We start from the raw sequence: 18,576 nt of genomic DNA, 5'->3' as shown, positions 1-18,576 counted from the left end.
CCGCGCGGATGCTTACGCGGGTTCCTCTCTATTTAGCGCAGCGACAGCCGGTACTGGTTAGGCGACATCATGACATGCCTTTGAAACGCTCGATTCAAATTCCGCTCTGAATAGCCAATGATTTCAGCTATTTCGGTAATGCTGCAATCGGTCTCTGCTAATAATTTCTTCGCGCGATCAACCTTGTATTTCATCAAATATTCGATAAACGTCATACCGGCCTCTTGCTTGAACATGCGGCTTAAATAGGAGGGACTCATTTGGACGAGCACAGCGCATTCGATCAACGAAGGCATACCCTGATTAGCTTCAATGTGCTGGCAGACCAATTGTACCGCTTTACGAGTTGAGTTTGTACGGTTTTGAACGGTCATTTGCTTATGCATAGGGAAGAGAGTCTCAACGAACCATTCCTGCACCTCATGATAGGTTTGTCTTGCCTTGAGCTGCTCAAATAAATTATCGCCAAGATTATCGAGCACGCCATAACCCATTTCCTCAAGCGATTGAATGATGGAGGACAAGAGAATATGATAACAATGCATGGCGGTATTGTAAGATTCGGTAACTCGTATGCGTTCGTAAAACTGGTGAAGCGACTGTGTAGCCAGCTCATGCTCGCCTTGGAGCAGGTATTCCGTAATCGATAATTCAACATCCTTCGGGTAATTAAATACGCTAAGCTTCTCTGTCGTCTTCGATGTCTCGTCATAGTGAAAAATACGGCGATTATCATTAAATAGCCGTTGCTGCAAAGCAAGTGAGGCTTCTTTAAAGGATGCAGCAAGTCCTGCAATGCCAGAGCGTCTGCCTCCAATACCGATCGAAACGGTAAAGGATAAATGCGTGCTGAGCGCTTCGCTTACATTAACCGCATAAGCAAGCAGAGCATCAGAAGCTTCTGAATCATTCACTTCATCTTTAAAATGAATAACCGCGATGGCTTCCTTCCCGTCTTCTCCGAGCACAAATCCTTCCGAAATAAGCTCATGCCGCAGCAGCTCCTGCATGACGTTTTTTACTGCAAATGCAATAATCGGTCCTTCGTTCGGGAAAAAACGTGTTTCCTTGAATAAATTTTCCGGCCTGACAAGGAGTACAGCAAAAGATCCATTCATCGGAAGCTGATAGGCAAGGCAATCACTAGCAATAGCTTCGTTCTTGATTACGGTAGAAGAATGAAGCAGTTTCATTATAAATTGATCGCGCAGACCGGGCTTTATTTTCTCAACGTAGGTTTGGAGCGATACCGCCTGCTCGTTCAAATAGGTTAAGCTTGAGCGTATAAAATCAAGCTCGTTCGCTGAACCCGGGATACGTCCCGATTTATTATGCCGCAGCTGTCCGCCATATCGAATTAATTGATCGATTGGACTATAAGCAAATTTAGAGGATGCGACCGTAAGCACGATGCCAAACAGAAGAATAATGAGAACAGAGCCTGCAACGAGCATGCGAAGCCAGTTTAATTGCGCGGTCATCGCTTCTTCTGGCAGGAGCGATATATAGGTTCTGCCTAGCGCTGTTTGATTAATAGCTGTTAAAATCCGATTGCCTGACTCGTCTTTCGTTATGAACTGCCGCTCGTTGTCGGCACGCTGCACAATATTTTCATATAAGGGCAGCGTATCCGCTGACTGTCCGAGTAAAGATGGGTCTGATGAATGCATGAGAATCGTGTGATCCGAATCTAATACAATGAATGATTCTACAGGCTTATCCGCACGTGCTTGGAACACGCTGCTCGCGATATCACTGGCCTTTACTTGGAACAAGACGATGCCCTGCAAAGCATCAGCGCTCATGACAGGAAGCTGGCGGACATAAGAGATATATCCATCCTGCTTAAAGGTAGGCAGATAAACCCAGCCTGCGCTTTTCTTCATCTTCATAGCCGCAGCAATATTGGCGGTTTGAGGTGAGTTTTCAAACGTTGACTTTCCATAAAAGTTGGATAGGACAGTATCCGATAAGCTGCTATAAAATACAATGTCTTGCACAAGATCGCTGGCATTTTTCTGCAGCGTCATGTAATCAAGCAATTCCAGCTGCTTCACATATTGCTCAGAGTAGCCAGTTCTTCCGAGCGCATAGCGCAGGCTAGGATTGTTTACGAGCTGCATCGATTGGTACTCGATACGCGTCATCACATTTTCCATCCGATCCTTAAGCTGAACGAGAGAGCTCCGACTGTCCTCGTGGAACTGCTGCTTCAGCTTATCCACAGAGATGTGATAGTAAGCATATCCAAGTACGATCAGCGGCAAAGATACAGAAATACAGCCAAGCCATACCAGACGTCTAAAATAATTCGTCCGAGGCAAAGCAAAACGGAATATATGTTGAATTTTCTTTAGCCACGGTTTCATGGTAACCCCCTGCAAATCGTTAGAATGATTCGAGATAAACAAGGAAGGCAATCGGAATAAGCTCCGATTACCTTCACGGTCTTCATACAGAATGTAGTTTACGGATTCAATGCTTTGTACTGCGCAGCGAATTCTTGATAAGCTTTTTTCGCATCAGGCAGATTATTCACTTTATCGATAAACTTTCCGTAATCCTCCATCGTAATTTGTCCTACAATGGCTTGTGTTACCATCGATTTCCATTCGTTTTCATATTTCGCCCACAAATCATTCCATGTATCGGAGATGAGATAGTTAAACGGATCTACACTGCCGACTTCATCATAGGTAGCCACCTCGGCAATTTTGGCATCATTATAGGCTTTGTCGCCTGATGCGCTTATTACTTTACCCCACTTCATAGCAGCAAGCACACCGACATTTTTACTAGTCGTATTCACTTCTTTAACGCCTTGCTCATTAAGTACCTTTTGACCGTCTACTACGGTATGATGCACGTTTTCGATGCCATAGTAAGCGAGATCGGTTAATTCAGTGGAGGCGCTTTTCTCAAAATAATCAAGCAGCTTCCATACTTTTTCTTCAGGCACCTCTTTGGAAATAAGGAAGCTTCCGAAGCCTCCGATCGTTAGGTTGACCGCATAATCCTTTGGACCCTTCAACGTTAAATTCAAGATTTTGGCATCGGGCTGACCGTTCTTCTTCATGAGGTCTTCCCACTCTTTGTCCCACCAGATGCTGCGTGTGTAAGAGGCAGCGCGGCCTGTGGTGAACAAATCCTGAGCTTGCGTACGCTTCGTTACAGAAAACTCTTTAGACAATGCGCCTGACTCGTACAGCTTTTTGAAATAAGCAATCGTTTCGGTGTATTGCGGGTTAAGATTCGTGTAGATGAGCCCGCCCTCGTCATTGTAAGTAGGCTCCATGGCGCCAAAGCCTGAGGCAAACGAAGCGTCGCCATCGCTGATGATAACGCCGCCGCCAATTAAGCCAAGTGTATCTTCACGGTTGTTTCCGTCCGGATCGCCTTTGGCGAGCTTGACTAGTGCATCTGCATATTCATCAAGTGTAGTCGGAATTGGTATGTTCAGCTTTTCCAGCCAATCCTGACGAATTTTAATACCTGGATCGATCTCAGCTCGGGAGCCGGGAAGGGAATAAATTTTGCCATCCACCGTTCTATATTTGTAGGCATCCTTTACGACATTGTTTTTCAAGTTCGGATATTTGCTGAAATCGCCGAGGAAAGGCGCTAGGTCCCAGAATGCGCCGTTCTTCATGGCACTGATTAATGTCGCCCGTTTGAAATTGGGAGCTGAGATCACCTCTGGCAGCTGTCCTGAAGCAAGCAAGAGATCCAGCTTCGTATCGAGATCGCCTGAAGGAACCCACTCAACATTCAGCTTAGCATTCGTTAGCTTTTGCCATTCGGTCCAGAATGCATCACTCATATCGGGAACTTCATTATACAGACCCGCGAACATTTGAATGGAAAGCGGCTCTTCTACGCTTGCCGGATTGTCGGTACCCGCTGCGTTGTTCTTCACGTTGCTGCCGGTATTCGTTGTTCTGCCCCCGTTTGATGCACATGCTGCGATTAGTGTAATCGCTGTCAAAATGGTAATGACAAATGGTAATCGTTTCGCTACATTCATCTTTCTTGAACCTCCCTGTGATGGTGTGATACGCAGCGCTGCAAATATGCTGCTGCTTGATTCACATCATAAAGCCCATGCAAGGGGCAGGATAGAGACATTACTTGCAGAGCCCGCCAAAGAATAAATGTCCGTTCGAAAATGCAGCAAACACTAGGGAAACTAGCCTCTGGCCGCTGCATGGTGTAAGAAAAGTCTGCTAGGCTAAGTCGGTCATTTCACGCATCCGTACGATGAATTCTTTGGGTGAGCATTGGTTATAACGTTTAAACAGCTTATAAAATTGAGCGGTGCTGGGTATGCCAGCCTCGAGGGCAACATCCGTAATGCTCAGGCTCTGTGTGAGCAGAAGCCGCTCTGCTTTCTTAATGCGCTTGTGATTGACGAACGTAATAAACGAGCAGCCCATGGTTTGCTGAAAATAACGAATAAAATAATGGTAACTGAAATTTAGGAGCTTGCATACATCCTCTACGACTATTTTGTCCTGCAGATGCTGCTCGACATAATCGAATACAGGCTTTAACCGAATCATCTCAAAGCTATCGTTGTGCTGCAAAATCTGCCGCGTATCATAGCGGATAAGCAGCCAAAGCAACCGCTTAATGGCAGCACCGATCAGCAGCTCATAGCCGCGCTCTTGCCGTAAGGTTTCGTTATAAATGTCTAGAATGAGCGAATAAGCCTCCTGCCTCACCTGCGGCTGCTGCTGGAATAAATAGTTCAAATCGCTGAGCGGCCTGGTCCTCTCAGAGAAGCCATGCAAATAGGGCAGATCGCTTTGGTCAAAATGCCGATACAAATCAACCTGAAAAACGACAAATTTGAGTGGTGTTGTGTTCGTTCTATGTGTGCGATGCAGCTCGGAGGAACCAAGCAAAACAAGCTCACCGCGATCAAGTGAAAAATAGTTGTCCTTGGTTTGAATACTGATAGAGCCTTCCGTAACCGCTAGAAACTCAACCTCCTTGTGATAATGCCAAGGCCCAAATATTTCTGTGCCGGACGCAGCTGGAGGCGCATCGATTTCCCAAACCTTCAAATAAAGGAAGGGATGAGGATAGACGACGACTTCTTCCTTGATAGGCTGAGCATATGCTTCAGTTTGAATAGTCAATGGAGGAGCACCTCACTTATAGGATAGGGTAAGCCTTAAGAGGGCAAGTATAGCATGAATGTCAGTTTTGGAGAAGAAGAGGGCAGGTTTGATCGTATCTTTTACAAGCAGAGGTACCTATAATCGGAAGTATTACACGGACTGCCATTATAGGAGGGTGACAAGAATGAATAATAAAAAACATGTGTTGATATGGAATGAATTTCGTCATGAGCAAATCAATGAGAAGGTGCGTGCGATTTATCCAGACGGTATTCACCGTGCCATAGGTGAAGGCCTTGGCAGTGAGCTGGAAATTAGCTATGCCACTTTAGAGGAAGAGGAGCACGGACTGACCGAGCAGCGTCTGAATGAAACCGATGTACTCATATGGTGGGGTCACAAGGCGCATCGTGAGGTTGCGGATGAGATCGTAGAGCGTGTTCATAAACGAGTATTAGAAGGAATGGGGCTCATCGTTCTTCACTCCGGACATTTCTCCAAAATATTCAAGAAGCTGATGGGCACGACCTGCAATCTGAAATGGCGCGAGGCTGACGAGAAGGAACGGCTTTGGGTAGTTTCTCCGGGACATCCTATCGTAGAAGGTATTGGGGAATACATCGAGCTAGCGGAAGAAGAAATGTATGGCGAAAGCTTTGAAATTCCGACCCCGGATGAGCTCATATTCGTTAGTTGGTTCGAGGGCGGAGAGGTCTTTCGAAGCGGCTGCACCTTTACGCGCGGACAAGGGAAAATCTTTTATTTCAGACCTGGGCATGAAACTTACCCGACCTATTATAATGAACAAATTCGCACTGTTATTCGCAATGCCGTACACTGGGCGGCACCGACGACTAGGGAGACCCCGCAATTCGGCAATCGTAAGCCGTTAGAGACATTGAAGCCGAAGCAGGAGGTATAAGTCATCATGTCTTTGAATGAGAAAACCTTTAAGCTTGTGCAGGTCGGCTGCGGCAATATGGCCAAGCGATGGGTCAAGTATGCATTGTCTCGACCCGATATTGAAATTGTCGCGCTTGTTGATATTAATCAAACGGCCGCAGAGGCGATGGCGAAGGAGTTTGGAATTGACTGTTTATGCAGCGTCGATTTGGAACAGGCGATCCGCGAAACCGGAGCAGATTTGGTGTTTGACGTTACGATTCCCGAGGTTCACAAAAAAATCGTAATGAAAGCAGTAGAATGGGGCTGCGATGTACTTGGCGAGAAGCCGATGGCTGCAAATTTGGCTGATGCGATCGAGATGGAGCAGTTTGTGAAGCAGCAGGGCAGAAGCTACTCGGTCATGCAGAACCGTCGGTTTACGAAGCAAATTAGGGAAGCTCGCGGTATGATTGACGAGGGGAGGATCGGAGAGCCAGGGCAGACAACTGCTGACTTTTTTCTAGGGCCGCATTTTGGCGGATTCCGCGATATGATGGACAATCCGCTGCTGCTGGATATGGCGATTCATACTTTCGATCAAGCAAGATATCTGCTTCAAGCTGATCCGGTCTCTGTTTATTGTCATGAATTTAATCCACCCTATTCCTGGTATAAAGGAAACGCGTCGGCGATTTGTATTTTCGAGCTGGCAGACGGATCGGTGTTTTCGTACAATGGCTCATGGTGTGCGGAGGGTGAACCGACCTCATGGCATGGCAGCTGGAGAGTCGTCGGTTCAAAAGGCACATTAATATGGGATGGGGAAAATGATCCCTACTGCAGCACAGTACAAGGAGAAATTGGTGCAGGCTCGCGTATGCAGCAGTTTGAACGCATTGCTCCAACTTCGATCTGGACAGGGAAGGAAGGGCATGACGCCTGCTTCGATGAGATGATGGCGGCACTCAAAGAGGGACGCAAAGCGGAAACCGATTGCTCGGATAATTTGATGAGTATGGCCATGGTGTTCGCAGCGATAGAAAGTGCCAAGCGGAGAGAGGTAATTCCGATTTCGATCAAATAGAATGAACGGACATTTTTTGTTCAAAGCAGAGATGGAAGTGACGTTTGGTCACGGCTTTCCCCCTTAAAACAGACTTTTCTTTGAGATGTGCTCGCGGTAATTAATTGTCCGTATACGGTCTCTCAAGCGTGCTTTACAATAAGAGTATTCATGGATTATGTATAGTGTTGTTTAGCTGCGAGGAAGGGAAGGATTAGGATGAAGGTTGGATTTATTGGGCTCGGCAATATGGGTCTGCCTATGGCAAAGAACTTAATAAAAGCGGGCTTCGAGGTGTACGGTGTGAACCGCAGTCAAGCTGCGGAAGAGAAATTGGAAGAAGCAGGCGGGCGTAGAGGACCTGCAATTGCAGAGCTGGCGGCAAAGATGGACATCATCCTTACTTGTCTGCCAATGCCGGCAGATGTAGAGAAGGTATACTTAGGCGAAGAAGGCTTAATTGAAAATGGGCGTTCGGGACTAGTTTTGGTAGATTGCAGCACGGTGAATCCAGAGCTCAATCGTAAATTATACGAAGCTGCAGCAAAGCGTGGACTTGCCTTTCTTGATGCTCCGGTTAGCGGTGGTACAACAGGAGCAGCTGCTGGAACGCTTAGCATCATGGTCGGCGGCAAAAGTGAGACTTTCAAGCAAGCGCTGCCTGTATTTGAAGCGCTGGGCAAGCAAATTGATCATGTAGGCGGAAGCGGAAGCGGCTCAGTCGTGAAGCTGATTAATCAGCTCATGGTCGGTATCCATACTCAAGCGGTGAGCGAGGGGCTTGCGCTTGGCAGAAAATCGGATGTGGATGAAGAGCAGCTTGTACGTATTTTGACATCAAGCTTCGCAGGAAGCCGAATGCTGGAGCGTCACTACGGAAATCATATCGTGAAAAATGATTACAAGCCAGGTTTTGCGATTAAGCTGCTCGGCAAGGATCTTGATCTAGCAGTGGAAATGGCAGAGCAAAGCGGTGTTGGGCTTGCCGTGGGAACTCGTGTAAGAAGCCTGCTAAGAAGCGCCATTCGAAACGGGTTTGCAGGGCAGGATATGTCTGGTATGCTGGAATACCAGCTGCAGCGTGATGAGCAGAAGTTTGCCGAGCCCGAGCCTATCAAGCATTTTGCGGTATTTCTGCCAATGAAGGATGCTGACAAAAGCGTGACCTTCCGCGAGCAGCATTTGCAGTTTCTAGCGAGCCGCCGAGAGGAAGGCAAGCTGCTGGCAAATGGACGTTTTACGGACGGAGCCGGGGGACTAGTTATCTACAAGGGACAGTCGCTGGAGGAAGTAGAAGGCTGGGTGAAGGAAGACCCTTATATTATTGAGGGCGCACGCCATTATGAAATTCATGAGTGGGATATCGTACTCGCGGAGTAGCCTAATCACGGAGAAAGCAGGGAATGCCATGAAAATTATAATTTCCCCTGACTCGTTCAAAGGCAGTATTCAGGCAATAGATGCAGCGCAAGCCATTAATCGAGGCATAAAACGGTTTTTACCCGATGCCGAAACGATTCTTATTCCGGTAGCCGATGGCGGGGAAGGGACGATCGATTGCCTGATTGCTGGCAGTGGCGGTAAAATAATCTCCGCTGCTGCAACGGGACCGCTTGGCACTAAGCTGGAAGCCGGATATGGCGTGCTTGAGCCGGATTCTACTGTCGTTATAGAGATGGCCCGGACTTCAGGCATTTGCTTGCTGAGTGCTGATGAGAGGAACCCGCTTCACACAACGACCTATGGAACTGGGCAATTAATATCCGATGCTCTTGATGCAGGCTATCGAAAGTTTATTTTGGCCATTGGCGGGAGCGCTACCAATGATGGCGGTGCAGGAATGCTGCAAGCGCTTGGGATGCGGCTATTAGATGAGGCGGGTGAAACGGTACCATGGGGCGGCGGTTTCTTGGGTCGTATTGCAGCAATTGACGATAGCGGCTGGGACTCGCGAATTGCCGAATCTGAGTTTCTGCTTGCCTTAGATGTGCAAAATCCGATGATTGGACCTCAGGGTGCTTCACATGTGTTTGGACCGCAGAAGGGTGCGACACCGGAGATGGCCGAGCAATTGGATCAGAATATGACAAGCTGGGCCAATTTAATTGAAGCTAAAACCGGCATTCATCTGCATGATCAGCCAGGGGCTGGTGCAGCAGGAGGCCTCGGCGGCGCATTCCTCGCCTTCTTTGAAGCCAAGCTCAAACGAGGAATTGATGTGGTCATTGAGCATTCCTCTTTGCGCCAGCATCTAACGGATGCTAACCTCGTCATTACGGGTGAAGGACAGATTGATTATCAGACGGCTTCTGGCAAAACACCTATGGGCATTGCGGAGGAAGCCCGAAAATTCAACGTGCCTACTATAGCTTTTGCAGGATCAATTGGCAAAGGCATTGAGCAGCTATACGAGGTAGGGATCGAAAGCGTTCATAGTATTGTTAACGGGCCTATGTCTTTAGAGGAGGCAATGGAACGCGCACCTGAGCTGCTGGAGCAAGCAAGTGAGCAGCTTATGCGGAGCATGTTCGTTAAGGGCGGAAGATTCTCATAATAAGTCGGCTTAGTACCCGTTCATTCTAAAAAGCGCTATGAAAAAGGCTGTAAGCACACGAATAATGCTTACAGCTTTTTTTTGTTTTACAATGAAAGGAGAGCATTGTTTTAATGTATTTTGATTAATAATTGGAGTATAGCTGACAATTAGGTGTATGATAAATGAAATGCTTCGTTCATATCAGCTTATTGTCATGCTGCTGAATTTTATTTTAACAAAATACATAATAAGAAGTGATACATGGATGGGAACGATAAAAAACACCCTTTGGAAACAAAAGCTTGATCAACTGCTGCATAAATTTTTTAGCGGCGAAACGATGAATTATAAGCAAATCATTGCGATTATCATACCAATTGTAGTGGATCAAGGCTTTTTGGTCATTATGAGCTTATTAAACACCGCTATGATTAGCTCGTCAGGTGTAGCTGCTGTCAGTGCGGTCAGTATGGTCGATTCACTTAATATTTTTTTGATAAACGTATTTGTTGCGATAGCAACGGGTGGCACGGTCATTGTAGCTCAGTATAAAGGGAGCGGGAATCAGGAGAGGGTTGCTCGTTCGGCGTCACAGACGATATCGGCGGTAACTGGTTTATCGCTTATTATTACGGCATGTATTCTAGCGTTTCACACCCCAATCTTAAATGGATTATTTGGACAAGCTGAGGAAGCTGTATTTCAAAATGCGAAGCTCTATCTCATCGGAAGCTGTTTGTCTTATCCGCTTATTGCGATGTTTCAAGCGATCAATGGTGTTTTACGCGGCATGGCAGAAACGAAAACCTGTCTTGCTTTATCGCTTATTATGAATATTACTTATTTATTATTGAACGTATTGCTTGTCGTTTGGCTGGATATGGGGGTTATGGGCCTTATTATTTCAATGTTGATTTCACGCGCTTTAGGGATGGCGACATCGCTGTACTATTTAACGAGAATCAATCATTCACTACAATTTAAGCTTAAGCAATTGCTGCATTTGGATCGATCCATATTGGCGAAAATCATGTTTATTGGTTTTCCTTTTGCGCTGGAGCAAATGTTTTTTAACGGGGGCAAGCTGCTGACCCAAACCTTTATTGTGAAACTGGGGACAGCGGCAATGACCATTAATGCGATAAGCGGCTCCATTTCGATGGTTTTCCAAATTGTAGGAAGTGCACTAAGCATTGCAATCGTTACCGTAGTTGGTCAGTGCATTGGCAGGAAAAATATTAAAGACGCACGAAAATTCATCAAATCACTCCTCGGCTTATCGACGGTCGTGTTTATTCTGGTAGGAATTGTCCTTATGCCATTCTTTTCGTATATTGTGGCGATCTTCTCGCCGCCGAAGGAGATCATTTCATCTATCTATGCATTAACCTTATTAATTGTTTTCGCGCAGCCGTTTTTGTGGTCGCTAAGCTTTGTTTTGCCAGCAGCGCTAAGGGCAGCGGGTGATTCTCGATTTACATCCGTTACCTCACTCATATCGATGTGGCTGTTCCGTATTATATTTGGGTATATTTTAGGGATAACACTGGGCTTTGGACTTATGGGTGTATGGATTGCGATGGTAGCCGAATGGGGGATAAGAGGCGCTATATTCGGCTGGCGTTTTAGAGGGGAAAAGTGGTACCAGCACAAAATTATTTAAATGATCGTATCTTAATGATAGTTCACATACATAAGGGACTGCCTAAGGGCAGTTCCTTATGTATTGCAGAGGTCAATTATGGTTGGAATCAGCCATAATTGGCCTGTTTTGTTTACTTTATATTCATTGGACGGCCAAACATGGGAGAAAAGTATATGTTTTTAAACTTAATCACGTGTTAAAATATAACAAATTAAAATAGTTTTTGGGAGTTGAATGATTATTCCGCTAACGCTTAGGTTAGGATGCGCTGCTAAGGTGGGGATCTTTAGAAATTGTCTTGGTGCATGTGCTTCGAGCTCCAACGCATATTTCCTATCCTGCACTGTGGCAGTAACTTTGTGTTTTTAGCTCACTCAGAGCTGCCTATCCTGCACATATGCATTAGAATGGTCGGTTATCAGCTGAATGTGCTCCTCTTACGTCGTCTATCTTGTACGGGGTACAAGATAGACATGGTTGTGAGCAGGAAAACAGCTTCTATCCTGCAGCAGTGCAAGATAGCATATAAGTGGTCTTAGTTTTAATAACTATAGATGTAAGGCCTTACAAAGTTTTAGGGATTAACTTATCAAAGGGCTACATCCGAATTGCAAAGACAATTAATCGTGCTGGGAGGCAAAGGATATGAAGAAGATCATCAATAAGCCAGAAAACATGGTCATCGAAATGTGCAGCGGGATTGTGATGGCTCATCCCGAGCTCGAGTTTGTGAAGAAGTATAAAATTGTTAAGAAAAAAGAAATCAATGAAAACAAGGTTAGTTTAATTAGTGGCGGCGGCAGCGGTCATGAGCCTGCGCATGCGGGATATGTCGGTAAAGGTATGCTTGATGCAGCGGTATGCGGTGATATTTTCGCCTCTCCTTCTCAAATTCAGATTTACCAAGCGATTAAAGCGACTGTTAGCAAAAAAGGAACGTTGATGATTATTAAAAATTACAGTGGTGATGTGATGAACTTCAAGAATGCTGCTAATATGGCACGCGAAGATGGCATTGAAGTGGATTATGTTCGAGTGGATGATGATATTTCAGTACAAGACAGCTTATACACGGTAGGACGCCGAGGCGTAGCGGGAACGATATTTGTACATAAAATTGCCGGGGCGGCAGCAGAGGAAGGGCGGAGCTTGGCAGAGGTGAAGGCTGCTGCGGAGAAAGCAGCTGCCAATGTTCGAAGCATCGGATTCGCCTTAACCTCATGTACAGTTCCTGCAAAAGGAACTCCAACCTTCGAGATCGCCGAAGATGAGATGGAATATGGCGTTGGCATTCATGGAGAGCCGGGTATTCGACGTGAAAAAATGATCACAGCGGATATGCTGGCAAGCCGAATGGTGGAAGCACTTTTAGCGGATTTGAGCGTTGATTTACATCATCCTGCTGAGATTTCATTGCTGATCAATGGATTTGGAGGAACTCCACTGCAAGAGCTCTATCTCTTAAATAATGCTGTAACTCGGGAGCTTGCTAGGAGAGGGCATATACAAATTTGTAAAACCTTTGTTGGAAATTATATGACCAGCATAGATATGGTTGGAGCCTCCGTTACGATTATGAAATTGGACGAGGAGCTGAAAACACTTTTATTCAAGGAAAGCGATACACCTGCCTTTAAAGTTTCAGGATTTATGGAAAGCCCCGCCTATATTGATATTTCCGAGGAAATGACAGAAGAGGCTTTGGTTTCCTATGAAACAGAAACATCCAACGACTATGCCCAAATCAACGGCAATACGATGACATTAAATAATATCGTTTACTTAGTAGATAAAATGAGCGAAATTATTATTAAAAATGAAGTAGCATTTTGTGAGCTGGATTCCTATGTTGGTGACGGAGATTTCGGCATGAGCATCGCCAAAGGATTCCGACAGTTGAAGCGAGAATGGAAACATATTTTGGAACACAGCAGTACGGATATTGGAACCTTTCTGGATGCTTGTTCTTTAATCATAATGGAATATTGCGGCGGTGCTTCCGGTCCCATCTGGGGATCAGCGTTCCGCTCGGCGAGTAAGGCTGTTGCTGCGAAAAAAGAATTAACGATAGCTGACTTTGCTGAAATGATGCAAGCAGCGGTAGACGGCATACAAGCTACAGGCGAGCGTTCTTTTGGGCGAGGAGCTGTGGTCGGCGATAAAACGTTGATTGATGCACTTGTGCCATGTGCGGATTCCTGGTCGGAGAATGCTCTTGCAGGAGCGAATTTTAAAACTGTCTTTGCGGATGGGGCCAAAGCAGCAATTGAAGGAGCAGACAAGACAAAGGATATCGTGGCAAGGATGGGACGAGCGGGTAACGTAGGCGAGCGAAGCCTTGGTTATCCGGATGCAGGAGCGTACGGCTTGGCTGTTATTTTCAAAGAGCTTTCGGATCATATGAAATAAAGCCCGCAAGCTAATGCTGATTGAGATGAATTGCGTACATTATCTTGTTCGTTCTGGTCATGTTTATTATGAAAAGGGGGAGAGGTAATGAATCGAATTTTCGCAATTTTGGTCATGTCAGCAATGTTTTTAGTTGGATGTACAAAGTCAACGGAGTCTTTCCAGGGTGTAATATTGGAAGTTAAAGGAAGCAGTATGATAGTGGACTGTTCGGCTGAAGTGAACAAAGGCAAGCAAGGTCCAATCGACTCCATTGGGTACGGTTGTTCTATTGAAGATATAAGCAGCAAAGCTCTTCAAGACGTAAACGGAAAGTCGTTAACTATTAACGACTTTTTACCAGGAGCGGAAGTAAAGGTTATTCTTTCTAAACCGTTCAATATTAGACGAAACGTCGAAAGTAATAATCCTAAATCGCTTACCGCAAAGAAGATTGTATTAGAGAAACAACCGGATGTTTCATCGATAGGTCGTTTGAACTTTTTTCAACTATTCAAGTAACGGGAAACGATAGCGGAGGAGCTTGCAGCGATGCAGTTCCTCTTTTTTATGTGCGCCCAGCATGGGCGCTATCTCTAGGGTTCAAGTCCCGAATGGTGAAGGCAGTAGTAGCCATAGCTTAAGGCAAGGGTGTCCATCGCGAGGTGGAATCTGAAGGAAGCCGACGGCAAATCTCCGGTCTGAGGAACACGAACTTCATACAAGGCTAGCGTACGTTGGATGAGACTGCATAACAAGTCAAAGTCCTTACTGCCGAAGGCGTACGAGAGTAAATGAAGCAGATAGATGGAGAGGAAGATAGCGTTCTTACCTGGGGAGATCTGTACGGAAGGCGGAGCAAACTCCGTAACCTTGCTCATGAGGGCAAGCTGAACGTACAGAAGTCAGCAGACGCCATAGTACGCAGATGGTTGCAACCGTCTGCGGAAGGGCTGAACATGGAATAGGAATGAGGAAACTTGGCGTTCGAGGATGGATGATGAAAGCAGACAATCCGAAAGGACTTATCTGGGGAAAATAGCGGTGAATACGTGAGGGTACCCAGAAGGGCGGAGTCCATCAGCGGCACAAAGAGAAAGAATCGTTCACGCAAGGGAGTGTATCGAAGGATGATTGAGAAAGTGCTGTCACGAGAAAATATGCTGTCGGCGCTAGCAAGGGTTGAGGCGAATAAAGGAAGCCATGGTGTAGATGGTATGTCGGTAAAAGACTTACGCAGACACATCGTACAAAACTGGCAAACCATTCGCGAAAGCATCGAGAACGGAACCTATGAACCGAGTCCAGCGAGGCGGGTCGAAATCCCGAAACCGAACGGTGGAACTCGGCTCTTAGGCATACCGACCGTGACAGACCGCCTCATACAACAGGCGATCACGCAAGTATTGACCCCTGTATTCGACCCGACGTTCTCCGAACACAGCTATGGATTTCGCCCGAAAAGGCGAGGACATGATGCGGTAAGGAAAGCACGTACGTACATGCAAGAAGGACATCGCCTTGTGGTGGACATTGACATGGAGAAATTTTTCGACCGCATCCATCATGACCGCTTAATGGCAAAAGTGGCGCAGCGAGTACCAGATAAGGCGGTACTGAGGCTGATCCGCTCTTACCTAAAGGCGGGAGTCATGGAAGGTGGTCTCGTCCAAGCAACAACAGAAGGAGCACCGCAAGGGGGTCCACTCAGTCCGTTATTATCGAATATCGTATTAGACGAACTAGATAAAGAACTGGAGAAGAGGAACCTTCGCTTCGTGAGATACGCCGATGACTGTAACATTTACGTGAAAACGTGGAAGGCAGGAGATCGGGTGATGAGATCCATAACCACATTCATTGAGGATAAACTGAAACTGAAAGTTAACCGAAGGAAAAGTGCGGTAGACCGTCCGTGGAAACGCAAATTTCTGGGGTTCACGTTCAGCTGGGATAAGCAGAACCCGCGAATCAAGATGGCAAAGACATCCCTGCAACGAGTGAAAGCCAAGATCAAGGCGATCACCTCCCGCAGCAAACCGATCCCAATCGAAATGCGGATTAAAGAACTCAATCCGTATCTAACAGGTTGGTGCGGTTATTACGCACTAACCGACACGAAGAGTGTATTTCGAGAGTTGGATGCATGGACGAGAAGAAGACTTCGAATGTGTGTCTGGAAACAATGGAAACAACCTAAGACAAAGGTTAGAAAACTACAGTCTCTGGGAGTTCCGAAACAGAAGGCGTACGAGTGGGGGAATTCAAGGAAGAAATACTGGCGAATCGCAAGTAGTCCAATTCTCGACCGATCATTAAATAACCAATACTGGTCATCTCTTGGTCTAAAGAGTCTAACGGACAGATACAACCAATTGCGGAATATGACATGAACCGCCGTATACCGAACGGTACGTACGGTGGTGTGAGAGGACGGGGGCTAGTCACCCCCTCCTACTCGATTGAAATTGGAACCAAAAAAAGATGCCGCCTGTAAAGTACAGACAGCATCTTCTTCAAGTTGACTAGCTTTATAATAATGTTCTTTATGTAGGGTGAAGTTTAGATTCTATAGGCTATTTTGTATGACTATTTTTTTCAAGACCTTATTCAACATCATAACAGAGCATAAAGAAACAGTCTATACTTTCGGTGGAATTTCTTATACAGTTGAGTTGCCGGCAAAAAAAGAAAAATGGAGTGCTGTATCATGGAATATAATTGTCACCTTCATTCATATGATTTGCAGGAATATATGCGAAAGGTTTTTGGTACTGGTTATTCAGTTTCGAATGTAACGAAAATGCATGGTGGTGCTCAAAAGGTGGTCTACAAGATAGACTGCACCAATAAATTTTCCTGCATACTGTATGTATGGGATATTACTATGAATTATTTTCAAGAGGAAATAGCAAACGAAGCTATAAATGAACGATCCTATGGCAGCGATTTATTCGAAATAAACAACAAATATTTATTGGAAAATGAAATTAAAACCCCGATTCTTTATAATTTGAATAAAGATAGAAGCCGGTATACTTTTGATTTTGCCTTTGTTGAATATATAAACGGACATAAGGCTGAAGTTTATTTTCACAATCCCGATCCAAGAGTTAAAGACCAAATATTTGAAAAGGTTGGAGATATGCTTACAGGCATGCACGCCAAAGAAAGACCTATCTACGGGAAACCAAATCAGCTCGGAAGTCATATGGAGGGCTGTCATCTTTTGCAATTGGAAAATGCAATAATGCAGTTATCCTATGTATCCCAACATATTGAAAGCATCAGAGCAAACCAAAGCAAGCTGCTCGAAACATTGTATGAGCTTGAATCAAAAATTGAACCTAGAAGTCGGTATGGATTTATACACGGGGAGCTAGGTCCGGATCATATATTGGTTAATGACAATTTCGAACCTTATTTAATCGATATCGAGGGAGCTGAGTTCTTTGATATTGAGCACGAACATAGTTTTTTAGAATTGCGTTTTGGGGATTTTTATCGGTATTTGAAGAATGATAATCTTGACCGTAACAGGATGTTATTCTATCGATTCCATCACCACATATCCTTAACCTCAGGCGGTTTGAAGCTGCTTCATAGAGGATTTCCAGATCAACAATTTGCCAAAGGTCTTGCCGAACATCATGGCATACGTACAATGCAATTTATCGAAGACTAAAACTACAAGCAGTTCGCAATGTTGCTTAATAAAACAGCGGCAGTCTAGGACCTTTACTCGTCCATGGCAGCCGCTGTTTCTTTATTGGGGTCAGTATACTAATACAAGAAAATGGACTCGATAGCTCAAGAAGTAGTGCTGCTTGATTCAACATCCTTTTCACTATCTAAATAATCCTGAAGATCATCCTGAACGCTAATATCAGCAAGTGCGACCTTTGAGCGATGTGCGGAACGAATAATGAGATGTCCGGCGACAGGAGCCGTCAAAAAGACGAATACAATTCCGAGCAACAGGCGTATGCTGGAGACGCCATGCGTATAGAAAAAATAGAGGAACGCTCCTAATAAAATACATAGAATGCCAAGCGTTGCGCTTTTCGTTGAGGCATGGGCCCGATTATACACATCTGGAAGACGAATAATACCGAGTGAGCTTAACAGACTCATGACAGTGCCGCTCATGATTAAGATACCGACTACAATTTCAATCGTCACTTTTGCGTTCAATTACAGCACCTCTTTCCATGTATTTGCTTAAGGCAATCGTACTTAGAAAAGCCAGTATACCGATCAGCAGTATCGTTTCTAGATAAGCATGGGAATCCAGCATGATGGAGAGTACGGCAACAATTCCAATAACAATGTATCCGATGGAATCCAGAGCTAGTATGCGGTCATGAATGGATGGTCCTTTGATGACACGATACAAGGCGATTACAACTGAGATCGAGAGCAGGAACATGGCAAGAAGCATAATTTTCTCAAACATTATCGCATCACCTCAATAATCGCCTGTTCAAACTTGCGTTTTGTTTTGGAAATACTATTGCGGAATTCCGTCACATCCATAGCATGAATGAACATGACCCCTGCTTTAGGATCAATTTCCATTACGACAGAGCCAGGTGTTAAAGTTAACAGCGTTGATAAAAGTGTAATTTCCAAATCGGTTTTCAGCACGGTTTCTGAACGGAAAATACCAGGTTCAATGCTAAGCTTAGGACGTGTAACTTGCATAATGACCACGATGCTGGACTTAAAAAGCTCCATGATGAAGAGAGAAAATAATTTGAAAATCGCTACTATTTTCCTGCCATAGAATGGTTCAGGGAAAAATCGTCTTGTCGCGAAAACAATAAAAAATCCAATAACGTAGCCTACTCCCAAGATGACGATGTTAAACGATTCATTGAGCAGCATCCACACGAAGGCGATCAATAAATTTAATAAAATTTGAGTTGTCATTTCC

At 45.2% G+C, this 18,576-nt stretch carries 16 protein-coding genes; 9 read left to right on the top strand and 7 right to left on the bottom strand.

Annotated features, from left to right (window positions below):
• Positions 1-32 precede the first annotated feature (32 nt).
• The 3 genes from MHI37_RS21085 to MHI37_RS21075 all read right to left on the bottom strand — a co-directional run bounded on the left by MHI37_RS21085 (position 33) and on the right by MHI37_RS21075 (position 5,141).
• Positions 33-2,369, bottom strand: a complete 2,337-nt coding sequence (locus tag MHI37_RS21085; protein WP_076339040.1) for a helix-turn-helix domain-containing protein — start codon at positions 2,367-2,369, stop codon at positions 33-35.
• A 98-nt stretch (positions 2,370-2,467) separates the two neighbouring features.
• Positions 2,468-4,024, bottom strand: coding sequence for an extracellular solute-binding protein (locus MHI37_RS21080; RefSeq protein ID WP_076339039.1), 1,557 nt, complete (start codon positions 4,022-4,024; stop codon positions 2,468-2,470).
• A gap of 199 nt (positions 4,025-4,223) precedes the next feature.
• Entirely contained in the window at positions 4,224-5,141 is a 918-nt protein-coding gene (locus tag MHI37_RS21075; RefSeq protein WP_083676480.1) for an AraC family transcriptional regulator, read from the bottom strand.
• A 166-nt stretch (positions 5,142-5,307) separates the two neighbouring features.
• Here MHI37_RS21075 and MHI37_RS21070 point away from each other — a divergent pair, with 166 nt between their 5' ends.
• The 7 genes from MHI37_RS21070 to MHI37_RS21040 all read left to right on the top strand — a co-directional run bounded on the left by MHI37_RS21070 (position 5,308) and on the right by MHI37_RS21040 (position 14,162).
• Positions 5,308-6,045 carry a ThuA domain-containing protein gene (locus MHI37_RS21070; RefSeq protein ID WP_076339038.1) on the top strand — a complete coding sequence of 246 codons (738 nt, stop codon included), beginning with the start codon at positions 5,308-5,310 and terminating at the stop codon, positions 6,043-6,045.
• A gap of 6 nt (positions 6,046-6,051) precedes the next feature.
• Complete coding sequence (locus MHI37_RS21065; RefSeq protein WP_076339037.1) at positions 6,052-7,092, top strand: Gfo/Idh/MocA family oxidoreductase; 1,041 nt, start codon at positions 6,052-6,054, stop codon at positions 7,090-7,092.
• Positions 7,093-7,290: 198 nt separating this feature from the next.
• Positions 7,291-8,451, top strand: coding sequence for an NAD(P)-binding domain-containing protein (locus MHI37_RS21060; protein ID WP_076339036.1), 1,161 nt, complete (start codon positions 7,291-7,293; stop codon positions 8,449-8,451).
• A 28-nt stretch (positions 8,452-8,479) separates the two neighbouring features.
• Positions 8,480-9,625, top strand: coding sequence for a glycerate kinase (locus MHI37_RS21055; protein WP_076339035.1), 1,146 nt, complete (start codon positions 8,480-8,482; stop codon positions 9,623-9,625).
• 247 nt (positions 9,626-9,872) lie between these two features.
• Positions 9,873-11,270: an MATE family efflux transporter gene (locus tag MHI37_RS21050; RefSeq protein WP_076339072.1), complete on the top strand. Its 1,398-nt coding sequence runs from the start codon at positions 9,873-9,875 to the stop codon at positions 11,268-11,270.
• A 627-nt stretch (positions 11,271-11,897) separates the two neighbouring features.
• Positions 11,898-13,661: a dihydroxyacetone kinase subunit DhaK gene (gene dhaK, locus MHI37_RS21045; RefSeq protein ID WP_076339034.1), complete on the top strand. Its 1,764-nt coding sequence runs from the start codon at positions 11,898-11,900 to the stop codon at positions 13,659-13,661.
• A gap of 87 nt (positions 13,662-13,748) precedes the next feature.
• Positions 13,749-14,162, top strand: coding sequence for a hypothetical protein (locus tag MHI37_RS21040; RefSeq protein ID WP_076339033.1), 414 nt, complete (start codon positions 13,749-13,751; stop codon positions 14,160-14,162).
• 74 nt (positions 14,163-14,236) lie between these two features.
• Here MHI37_RS21040 and MHI37_RS21035 read toward each other — a convergent pair whose 3' ends face one another.
• Positions 14,237-14,521 carry a hypothetical protein gene (locus MHI37_RS21035; protein WP_179090146.1) on the bottom strand — a complete coding sequence of 95 codons (285 nt, stop codon included), beginning with the start codon at positions 14,519-14,521 and terminating at the stop codon, positions 14,237-14,239.
• A 249-nt stretch (positions 14,522-14,770) separates the two neighbouring features.
• On the opposite strand from MHI37_RS21035, the gene ltrA reads away from it, so the two are divergent.
• Both ltrA and MHI37_RS21025 read left to right on the top strand, forming a co-directional pair.
• Complete coding sequence (gene ltrA, locus MHI37_RS21030; RefSeq protein WP_342556507.1) at positions 14,771-16,033, top strand: group II intron reverse transcriptase/maturase; 1,263 nt, start codon at positions 14,771-14,773, stop codon at positions 16,031-16,033.
• 362 nt (positions 16,034-16,395) lie between these two features.
• The gene (locus MHI37_RS21025) at positions 16,396-17,325 is read left to right on the top strand and encodes a phosphotransferase (RefSeq protein WP_076338348.1); all 930 of its coding nucleotides are present in this window, start codon (positions 16,396-16,398) and stop codon (positions 17,323-17,325) included.
• 125 nt (positions 17,326-17,450) lie between these two features.
• On the opposite strand, the gene mnhG is transcribed toward MHI37_RS21025, so the two are convergent.
• Genes mnhG through MHI37_RS21010 form a run of 3 tightly spaced genes read right to left on the bottom strand, consistent with a single transcriptional unit; the run spans position 17,451 to position 18,572 of the window.
• Positions 17,451-17,834, bottom strand: a complete 384-nt coding sequence (mnhG, locus tag MHI37_RS21020) for a monovalent cation/H(+) antiporter subunit G (protein ID WP_076338293.1) — start codon at positions 17,832-17,834, stop codon at positions 17,451-17,453.
• Positions 17,812-18,096 (bottom strand): Na(+)/H(+) antiporter subunit F1, encoded by a 285-nt coding sequence (locus MHI37_RS21015; RefSeq protein ID WP_076338294.1) that lies wholly within the window; start codon positions 18,094-18,096, stop codon positions 17,812-17,814. The genes mnhG and MHI37_RS21015 overlap by 23 nt, the downstream gene beginning before the upstream one ends.
• Positions 18,096-18,572 (bottom strand): Na+/H+ antiporter subunit E, encoded by a 477-nt coding sequence (locus MHI37_RS21010; RefSeq protein WP_076338295.1) that lies wholly within the window; start codon positions 18,570-18,572, stop codon positions 18,096-18,098. Before MHI37_RS21010 ends, MHI37_RS21015 begins: the two co-directional genes overlap by 1 nt.
• Positions 18,573-18,576 lie beyond the last annotated feature (4 nt).

Origin of the sequence: Paenibacillus sp. FSL H8-0548 (assembly GCF_038630985.1) — a bacterium.
Taxonomy (GTDB): Bacteria; Bacillota; Bacilli; order Paenibacillales; family Paenibacillaceae; genus Pristimantibacillus.
Note: the sequence above shows the minus strand (reverse complement) of the source record. Positions and strands in the feature narration are given on the sequence as shown.

Excerpts from the sequence above, each read along its gene's own strand:
- MHI37_RS21065 (WP_076339037.1), top strand. The coding sequence starts at position 6,052 with ATGTCTTTGAATGAGAAAACCTTTAAGCTTGTGCAGGTCGGCTGCGGC.
- MHI37_RS21010 (WP_076338295.1), bottom strand. The coding sequence starts at position 18,572 with ATGACAACTCAAATTTTATTAAATTTATTGATCGCCTTCGTGTGGATG.
- MHI37_RS21080 (WP_076339039.1), bottom strand. The coding sequence starts at position 4,024 with ATGAATGTAGCGAAACGATTACCATTTGTCATTACCATTTTGACAGCG.
- MHI37_RS21035 (WP_179090146.1), bottom strand. The coding sequence starts at position 14,521 with ATGAGCAAGGTTACGGAGTTTGCTCCGCCTTCCGTACAGATCTCCCCA.
- MHI37_RS21025 (WP_076338348.1), top strand. The coding sequence starts at position 16,396 with ATGCGAAAGGTTTTTGGTACTGGTTATTCAGTTTCGAATGTAACGAAA.
- MHI37_RS21070 (WP_076339038.1), top strand. The coding sequence starts at position 5,308 with ATGAATAATAAAAAACATGTGTTGATATGGAATGAATTTCGTCATGAG.
- MHI37_RS21040 (WP_076339033.1), top strand. The coding sequence starts at position 13,749 with ATGAATCGAATTTTCGCAATTTTGGTCATGTCAGCAATGTTTTTAGTT.
- MHI37_RS21085 (WP_076339040.1), bottom strand. The coding sequence starts at position 2,369 with ATGAAACCGTGGCTAAAGAAAATTCAACATATATTCCGTTTTGCTTTG.
- MHI37_RS21055 (WP_076339035.1), top strand. The coding sequence starts at position 8,480 with ATGAAAATTATAATTTCCCCTGACTCGTTCAAAGGCAGTATTCAGGCA.
- MHI37_RS21015 (WP_076338294.1), bottom strand. The coding sequence starts at position 18,096 with ATGTTTGAGAAAATTATGCTTCTTGCCATGTTCCTGCTCTCGATCTCA.
- dhaK (WP_076339034.1), top strand. The coding sequence starts at position 11,898 with ATGAAGAAGATCATCAATAAGCCAGAAAACATGGTCATCGAAATGTGC.
- MHI37_RS21060 (WP_076339036.1), top strand. The coding sequence starts at position 7,291 with ATGAAGGTTGGATTTATTGGGCTCGGCAATATGGGTCTGCCTATGGCA.
- ltrA (WP_342556507.1), top strand. The coding sequence starts at position 14,771 with ATGATTGAGAAAGTGCTGTCACGAGAAAATATGCTGTCGGCGCTAGCA.
- MHI37_RS21050 (WP_076339072.1), top strand. The coding sequence starts at position 9,873 with ATGGGAACGATAAAAAACACCCTTTGGAAACAAAAGCTTGATCAACTG.